This window comes from Paenibacillus sp. 01T422 (assembly GCF_056398785.1).
The window spans coordinates 1-8,613 of sequence record NZ_JBFTQB010000282.1; the positions used below are offsets into that span (position 1 = coordinate 1).

Below are 8,613 nucleotides of genomic sequence, written 5' to 3' on the forward strand. Positions count from 1 at the left end.
TTTCCATGTATGCCATCCGAGGGACTTCGAGGGAACCGGTACTGTTCCCGGTACTCTCCCTCGGAACTAGGTAACCGAACAGGGGAATTACTTGCACCTAAAAGTCTTAAACGGTTTCCCACTAGGCATCCGGGAATTGCCGATTCTCCATTGAATAATTCCGAGTTAAATGATAAGATTAATTTTATTTTCGAGCGAATCGTTGTATGTGTCTTACAAATCATGCGAAATTGTCTACTAGTTACTTTTTGATAAAACCTTGATAGTACAAGCTTTTCAGACAATAAATTCAAATTTTAATCATTAGTACAAAAACTAATTATATATTCGCACACGCATTTTATACATAATTGAATTAGTCGGAATTAGCCGAATGACAATTCAGTTTGACGGAGGAGACCTAGCAGATGAGTCCAAAAGGAGGCAATCTATTTTCAGTTTTCAATATCATTTTTTTGAGCGCGTTGACCCTAGTCACTCTTTACCCGATGTGGCGGGAAGCGGCCGTGTCCTTCAGCGGCATGGAGGAGGCGATGAAAGGCGGCTTGTTTTTGTGGCCGAGAGATTTTACCACGGATGCTTACGTTAACATCTTACATTCCCGGTATTTATGGCTTGCGTATGGCAATAGCTTATTTATTACATTGGTTGGCACATTGGTCGGCGTATTTTTGACAGCGGCAACCGCTTTTCCCCTCATTAAACAAGATTTACCCGGCAAAAAATGGTTTGTACTTCTTATTTTGTTCACGATGCTGTTCAGCGGTGGGATTATTCCTACTTATTTACTGGTGAAAAACGTCGGACTTATCAACTCTTTATGGTCATTGATTCTGCCGACGGCTATATCGGCGTATAACGTCATCGTTATGATGAGTTTTTTTCGAACGCTCCCCCGGGAGTTGGATGAATCGGCGACCATGGATGGGGCTCATGCCATTCGCATTTTTGCCAGTGTGATTCTCCCTCTCTCTAAACCAGTGCTCGCAACAATCGCATTGTGGGAGGCAGTTGGCTACTGGAACAACTATTTGCAGGCGCTTTTTTATCTGAATGACAAAAGCAAGTATGTTCTTCCCGTGCTCCTGCGGGATATTATTAATGGACAGACCATTGCCCAAATGACGGGGGAAAGCACGGGTTCATCGACAGAATCAGTCATTGCAGCAACGACCATCATGGCGGTGCTTCCGATTCTTATTGTCTATCCTTTTTTACAAAAATACTTTGTACAGGGGACTCTGATTGGTTCGGTCAAAGCTTAAGATCAACTTAGGACTTTATATTAATGTTGGCTAGGATCGAATAAGATTGAATAGGGGGAATAATACGATGTCATTCTATACATATAAATCCATTCTTATTTTCACTATAGCAGCTAGCCTTACGGCTGCGTGCAGCAGCAACCCAGAGTCGGACGGGGCGACAAGCGCACCTAGTACAGCAGCTCAGCAAAACAATGCTTCCGGAAGTGACTCTGCCAAGGTTACTTTTAAGATTTTCCGCAACTTCCAAGCACCTGAATACCCAGCAGATGGCGGCCCAGCAAAGCAAAAGGTGTTGGCAGCGCTTGATCAGGCAGGAATCAAAGGTGTTGATTACAACATTTCAATGGCTTCTGGGGATGAATATAAGACCAAGCTTAACTTGCTTGCCTCTTCCGGGGACCTGCCGGATTACTTTAGTGTGCCGGATCTCCTGACGTTGAACAGATTGACGGATGAAGGTTTGATTCTGCCGCTGGACGACTTGTTAAAGAATGCGCCTAATGTTGCGAAGTTTCTGAAACCGGAAGATTTGGAGATTCTCAAACACAACGGGAAACTGTACGGATTGCCTCCAGGTTACCGCCCAGAAACCTTTAATGGACCTAACGTGAATGGGCTGTTGATACGTCAGGATTGGCTGGATGCACTCAAGCTGAAAACACCGACCACCGTGGATGAGCTTCATGATGTACTCAAGGCGTTCACGTTCAATGATCCAGACGGGAATGGGAAGAAGGATACCTATGGCATAACAACTAACAAGCTTCTCGGAGCTGGGGCAAATGGCAATTATTTCAGCTCAATATTTGGTGCTTTCGGTGTTGTTCCTACATTCTGGCAACAGCGTGACGGGCAGTTGAAGCAGGGAATGGTTTTGCCTGAGATGAAGCAAGCGCTTTCTTTATTGCAAAGTTGGTATAAAGAGGGTATCATCGATCCGGAGTTTCCAATTATGGAAGCGAAGCAAATGAACGAAAAAATCATTAATTCCAAAGCTGGCATTTTCGAGGGAACGGCATTTGATGCTGATCCGACAGGAGCAAACTACAGTGCTCTGAAGAAGACAGTAGCGACAGCGAAACTTTCCTTCCTTACACCACCTGCTGGCGCGAACGGGAAAAAGGGAGCTGCCGAGAATTCGCCGGCCTATAGCGATATTCGGGCGATATCGGCCAAAGTTAAGAGTCCCGAGAAGCTGATGGAGTTAATCAACTGGTCAGCRGGTCCAGGCTTTGACCTCGTCACTTACGGGATCGAGAATGAGGATTATCAGTTCGATAAAGACAAAAACAAAATTAAGCTGCTTGTCCCGAATTATTCCGAACTGTATAAGAAAGGCTATTCGAACCCGATTCGCTTCCTGCAAGTCGTAGACCGCCGTTGGTTAACGGAAGAAGCAATAGCAGCTATGACAGTCTCCAATGACCCTCAGAATGTGGTCCACAACGAGTTTTGGAAGAGTGTGCAAGCAATGAACGACTACCCGGATATCAAAAAGCTGTGGGATGAGTACTTCGCCAAAATTGTTACTGGCGCATGGTCCGTGGATAAATGGGATGAACTAGTCAAACGGTATTACCAAGAAGGCGGGCAAGAAATCGAGAAGCAGGTTAATGCGGAGTGGAAGAAAACAAAATAATGTTCAAATAGGATCAGGACGACGGAGCGAATCATGCTTGAAAAAGAGAGGGGACAGTCTATGTTTAATAAAATGCTCGTATCCTATATGACTATCATAGTGATCCTCATTTTGGCGGTCGGTTCGTCGTACCTGATGATTGTATCCCACGATATTAAATCCGAGCTGGCACGTTCGTCTCAGAGTGAAATCTCGGGGATGATGAAGCATTCTGAATCATTAATTGAGAATATAGAACAGCTCTCCTTGCAAGTTTCTCTTAAACCAGGAGTCAATGAGGCGTTAACGAATCCATATCCGTATTCCATTTTGCAATATGGAGCCTTGAAGAATCAGTTGAAAGATGAAGTTAATTCCAACAATATATTGTATTCCATTTATTTATATTTTCGTCTGAACAACCGTATTTTGACTACGAATGAAGGCCTTTATGCGCTGGATCAATTTTTTGATAAACAAATCATTACAACAAACTTCCAAGCGAGTAACAGCAAAGGCTATCAGGTGCGCAGTCTGAAGGATACATCCCTTTCGGAACCCGTTGAATTGCTTACCTTTCATAGGCTAGTTCCTTTGACTGCCAAAGAACCGCTTGGGGAACTCATTCTGAATGTGAAGCGTCAAGCGTTTTTCGATGCCTTGTTTCGTTATGCGAATGTGGATAGCAGCAAGATGATGATTATGGACAGCGATAGCTATGTCGTTCTTTCCGAAAGTAATGCCAGAAGTAAAGCATTCACGATGGCTTTGGAATCTCAGAATGCTGGACATTCCCTGTCAGGTTCCTCAGGGATGGTGCAAATGCAGGGGCAAGATGAGACCTATTTCCTCAGCTATGCGAGATCTGACACGACTCCGTGGATGGTTGCCGAACGTATTCCCTACTCGGTTTACCAACTTGCCTGGAAGAGCAAGGTGCACGCTGCAACTCAGGTTGCGGCCGTCATCCTTTTAATTAGTATAGCGCTTGCATGCCTCTATAGTATTCGTTTCACTAGACCATGGAAGAACATGGTGAGGGACTATGTAGAGCAGCAGAGCCAATACCCAGGGAACATGGTGAAAAAGGATGAAAGCCAGCTGGTCGCTGAAGCGATCCGGGAGCTCGTTTCAGAAAACCGCTATATCAAACAAACCCTGGAGCAGAGTAAACCGATTATCCGTTTCCGACTGATCTATGATATTTTGACCAATCGTGTATTCGAAACTTCAGTGATGGCTAATCGACTTCAGCATCTCGGAATCGTCTTCCCGCATGCTTATTATGCTGCGATCATTGTTCGAGCAGATATGCAGCCACTGGAGGATCAGGAAGACTACAACGAAATTCGCTTGCTGCTGTTCAGCACCATTGAGAAGGAACTGCGGCAGCGCCTGTTTGTTGTCGGCACAATACTTGAGAACCACCAGTTCGGGTTTATTTTGAATTCGCCTGTTTCTACTTACATCACCCAGCTGAAATTGGAATTGGATGCCTGCTGTCAGGCGGCGAACCGGATAGGTCTGGAGGAGTTCGGAATCACCTTGCAAATTGCCTTAGGGGGCATTTATTCATCGATGAACGGCTTGAACAAGTCATACCACGAGGCCAAACGTGCGCTGCACAATACGGCTTGGACCTACCAAAGCGATTGCGTCTTTTTCGAGGATTCGGCGGATGCTAGAAAATGGAGTTATCCGTTAACTATTCAAAAGGAACTGCTGCGTCGTCTTAAGGCGGTAGACCGGGAGTCAGCTAAGTTGTCCCTTGACGAATTGTTCGACCGCTATATGTTAGGCAAATCCTATACCCGAGATGAAGTTCAAGACACCATTACCTTGATGATGGGAGCGATCGTACAAGAGCTGTATGAAGATGGTTATTCGCTGGATAAAGTTCATTTACGGTTCCAATCCGTCAGTGAATGCGAACATATTGGTCAGGTGAAGGAGCTATTCTATGGCTATATCACTGACATCATGAACCTGCTTGAACAGTTTCAGGATAATAAGCTGAGCAATGCCTACATCAGTAAGGCAATTGACTACATGCAGACTTATTACAATCGGATTGAATCAATTGCTGATATTGCCGATCATGTCGGTGTCAGCTCCAGCTACTTAAGCCGAATGTTTCGTGCGGAGACAGGGAAAGCACCGCTTGATTACTTGACCCGGCTGCGCATCGATAAAAGCAAGGAGCTGCTATTCGTAGGTAATTGCAAATATTCTTTGCAGGAAATTTGCGGTCAGATCGGCTACCACGATGTGCAGAGCTTCATTCGATTTTTCAAAAAGTGGGAGAAAATCACACCAGGTGAGTACCGCAAACTGCAGGTAGAAAAAGGAGGTGCCATATGAGTAGTCAAGTCAGCCATCCAAAGCCTTCCGTTTTACGCACAAAAGCAGCGCCTTCAAGCTCTTTTATTCGAAAATTGCTGAAATATAGATATTATTACGCGCTCTTGCTGCCAGGCCTTATTTATTTTATCGTATTCAAATATATTCCGATGGGCGGCGTTATCATTGCCTTTAAGGACTATAAACTAACGCAGGGGGTTCTGGGCAGTCCGTGGGTGGGGTTAAAATGGTTTCGGATTCTATGGTCAACAGGGGATTTCTGGAATGCCCTATATAATACGTTACTCATAAGTTTTTATAAGTTAATCTTCGGATTTCCTGCACCAATCGCACTTGCTATTTTGTTGAATGAGGTTATTAATCGCAGGTTGAAGAAGATAATCCAGAGCATTTTGTATTTCCCCCATTTTCTATCCTGGATTGTGCTGGGAGGTATATTGTTTGCCATCCTGTCGCCGGGAACAGGCTTGATTTCGTGGTTGGGGTTCAGCAGTTCCCCGCTTATGCGGCCGGAATCGTTCCGCTCGCTACTCGTCGTCTCGCATATATGGAAGGAAGTCGGCTGGGGAACTGTCATTTATTTGGCAGCTATCGCAGGCATTAATCCAGAGATGTATGAGGCAGCGCGCATAGATGGAGCCAATCGATTCCGATTAATCAGTCACGTGACCCTTCCGGCGATATCGGGAACGATCGTGATTATGCTGATCCTCAGAACAGGACAAATATTGTCAGCAGGCTTTGATCAGGTCTTTATCTTATCTAACGATGTCGTGCTTCATGTTGCAGATATTTTGGATACGTATGTCTATCGGGTTGGTTTGAGTTTGGGACGATTCTCGATTGCAACTGCCGCAGGCTTGTTTCAATCCTTGGCGGGTTTGCTGCTGCTCCTGTTTACCAACTGGCTGGCGCGCCGGTTCAGTGATCAAGGATTATGGTAAATGGGAAGATAGTTTGATACTGATAAGATGAGGGAGCTGGGATGTTATGGGAGATAAAAGCGCAGTACGTCCGAATGTTATCGTATTCTTTACCGATCAACAAAGATGGGATACCACAGGGGTGCATGGCAATCCACTGGGGCTTACCCCGAATTTCGACCGGATGGCGGTCGAAGGCACACACGTGTATCAGTCAATCACATGCCAGCCCGTCTGCGGCCCAGCTCGATCCTGCCTGCAAACCGGTAGGTATGCAACGTCTACAGGATGTTACCGTAATGGAATTCCGCTGCCCGCCGAAAGCAAGACGTTAGCCCACTATTTTCGTGATGCTGGATACCACACGGGTTATATTGGCAAATGGCATTTGGCTAGTACGGAACCTGTACTTGAGGAACAAAGGGGAGGCTACGAGCATTGGTTAGCCTCTAATGTGTTGGAATTCTCCTCCGATGCGTACGACACGGTCATGTACAATAACGAGAACGAAGCGGTTAACCTGCCAGGGTACCGAGCGGATGCTTTAACGGATGCAGCTATCCAATTTGTACATAAGGAGCAGAAGCGGAACCGGCAGCAGCAGACGGAAGATCCGTTTTTCCTATTCCTGTCTTATATTGAGCCTCATCACCAAAATCATCTAGACAATTACCCGGCTCCCATTGGGTATGAGGTATTTTTGCAAATAAGTGAATCCGAAGTAGGTCGAGCTATCCGGACGAATCGATGGAAATACAGCGTCCATGCACCAGACAAAAATGCCTGGCAGGATGCTGCCTCCGATGTATATGAAGAGCAGTTCTTATATGATCTTCATGCGGATCCGCACGAGCTTAGCAATCTAATCGGCGTGGAAAGTTACGCAACCATTACGGCTGAACTGAGAGAGCGACTTATTGCCCGCATCATTGAAGCAGGTGAAGAGGAGCCGGTGATACGGCCTGCAAAAGCCAGAAAGCTTGAGCAGAGAAGGATCTCCGTTGCGGAATTAAGAGTGCCGCTATAAATAAATGTAAAAAAAGAGGCTATTCATGTATATTTGTTTTGTTTCCGGAAATACTATGATTTATTGCGTGAAAAGCGGAAAAGAAAGAGAACCTGTTTACCGGATAATGTTCGCTTAGAAAAATGATATCCAAATTGGAACTATAAATTGAATGAAGTATTGGCTGCAGCATGGTTAAATTCTCCTTTCACATAAAACGCAACAAAAAAAGAAGCTAGGATCAATGATCCAGCTTCTTTTTTCTATGATTTACTTTTTAAGAAAATACTTTTCCAAGTCGTCAAGCAGTAAGTTAGCCGCTTTAATACCACCTGCTGTATTCCAGATGGCGTCGCTTACCTTTTGTACATTACCTTTTTTTGCGACATCCAAGTTTTTCCATAGTGGGTCATTTAGCCATTCCTGCTCAATTTTGTTGCCTTCGCCTTTATCATTTTCATAGGTAAAGTAGAAAAGCACATCGCCGTTCATATCCGGAATTCGTTCTTTTTGCACATCATCTGCGAACTTTTCTTGATCCTGTGATGCTGGACGCTGGAAGCCGAGCTTTTTCAATACAACGCCAGAGAACGTATCTTTCATATAAATCCGAACTTTACCTGGCATGAAACGAACGATGGACACTTTGGTATTAAGTTTGTCGCCAGCTTGTTGTTTGAAAGCTGTAATACGGTTCTCGAAATCACCGATGATTTTATCGCCTTCGGCCTTTTTATTCAAAGCCTCCGCATACACACGATAGTTAATTTGCCAGTCGCCCATAAGCTTTTCGGAAAATACGGTTGGCGCGATAGCGGACAGTTGCTGATATACCTTCTCTTGACGTAGTTTATTACCGATAATGAGATCTGGTTTCAGGGAAGCAATTAATTCCAAATTAGGCTGATTCTCGTCCCCTACGACGGTAACACCTTGCATATCAGCCTTAATATGATCATACCAGTCACCCGTACTTGTAAAAGATTTCACAGCGCCGATAGGTTTGATGCCTAGGCTAAGAACGGCCTCTGTTCCTTCGTTCGTCAGAACGACGACCTTCTTAGGTGTTCCTGTTATTTTCGTTTCACCCATTGCGTGTTTTACGGTGTATTCCGCGGAGCTGCTCGGTTGTGCTGAAGGTGAAGGCGAATGGCTTGCCGCTGCCTTATCTGTGGTTTGAGATGCTGTTTGTTGTCCGCAACCTGCAACAATGAGCACACATGTTGTGATAAGGATTAGCGCCATACTCCTGAAATTGCGGAACAGTTGTACATTTCTTCGTAACATTGATCTCTGTACCCCCCCTGAATATAATGAGAATGATTATCATTTTCGTGTCTAATTCTATTCATTTGGGGTCATTTTGTCAATGTACAATTCGTGAATTCGGCGCCGTCGTGAGAGTCTCGCTCCCGCCAAAGGTGTCCCATCCAACCG

At 45.0% G+C, this 8,613-nt stretch carries 6 protein-coding genes; 5 read left to right on the forward strand and 1 reads right to left on the reverse strand.

Annotated elements, in window-relative coordinates; translation table 11 throughout:
* Window positions 1-407 precede the first annotated feature (407 nt).
* From AC1DUA_RS16945 to AC1DUA_RS16965, 5 genes are all read left to right on the forward strand, one after another.
* Entirely contained in the window at window positions 408-1,265 is an 858-nt protein-coding gene (locus AC1DUA_RS16945; RefSeq protein WP_477500882.1) for a carbohydrate ABC transporter permease, read from the forward strand.
* 67 nt (window positions 1,266-1,332) lie between these two features.
* On the forward strand, window positions 1,333-2,907 hold the full coding sequence (locus tag AC1DUA_RS16950; RefSeq protein WP_477500883.1) for an extracellular solute-binding protein: 1,575 nt from the start codon (window positions 1,333-1,335) through the stop codon (window positions 2,905-2,907).
* A 60-nt stretch (window positions 2,908-2,967) separates the two neighbouring features.
* On the forward strand, window positions 2,968-5,247 hold the full coding sequence (locus AC1DUA_RS16955) for a helix-turn-helix domain-containing protein (protein ID WP_477500884.1): 2,280 nt from the start codon (window positions 2,968-2,970) through the stop codon (window positions 5,245-5,247).
* Window positions 5,244-6,191, forward strand: coding sequence for an ABC transporter permease (locus tag AC1DUA_RS16960; RefSeq protein WP_477500885.1), 948 nt, complete (start codon window positions 5,244-5,246; stop codon window positions 6,189-6,191). The genes AC1DUA_RS16955 and AC1DUA_RS16960 overlap by 4 nt, the downstream gene beginning before the upstream one ends.
* 46 nt (window positions 6,192-6,237) lie before the next feature.
* The gene (locus AC1DUA_RS16965) at window positions 6,238-7,197 is read left to right on the forward strand and encodes a sulfatase-like hydrolase/transferase (RefSeq protein WP_477500886.1); all 960 of its coding nucleotides are present in this window, start codon (window positions 6,238-6,240) and stop codon (window positions 7,195-7,197) included.
* Window positions 7,198-7,446: 249 nt separating this feature from the next.
* On the opposite strand, the gene AC1DUA_RS16970 is transcribed toward AC1DUA_RS16965, so the two are convergent.
* Window positions 7,447-8,463, reverse strand: a complete 1,017-nt coding sequence (locus tag AC1DUA_RS16970; protein WP_477500887.1) for an ABC transporter substrate-binding protein — start codon at window positions 8,461-8,463, stop codon at window positions 7,447-7,449.
* Between the last annotated feature and the right edge of the window lie 150 nt (window positions 8,464-8,613).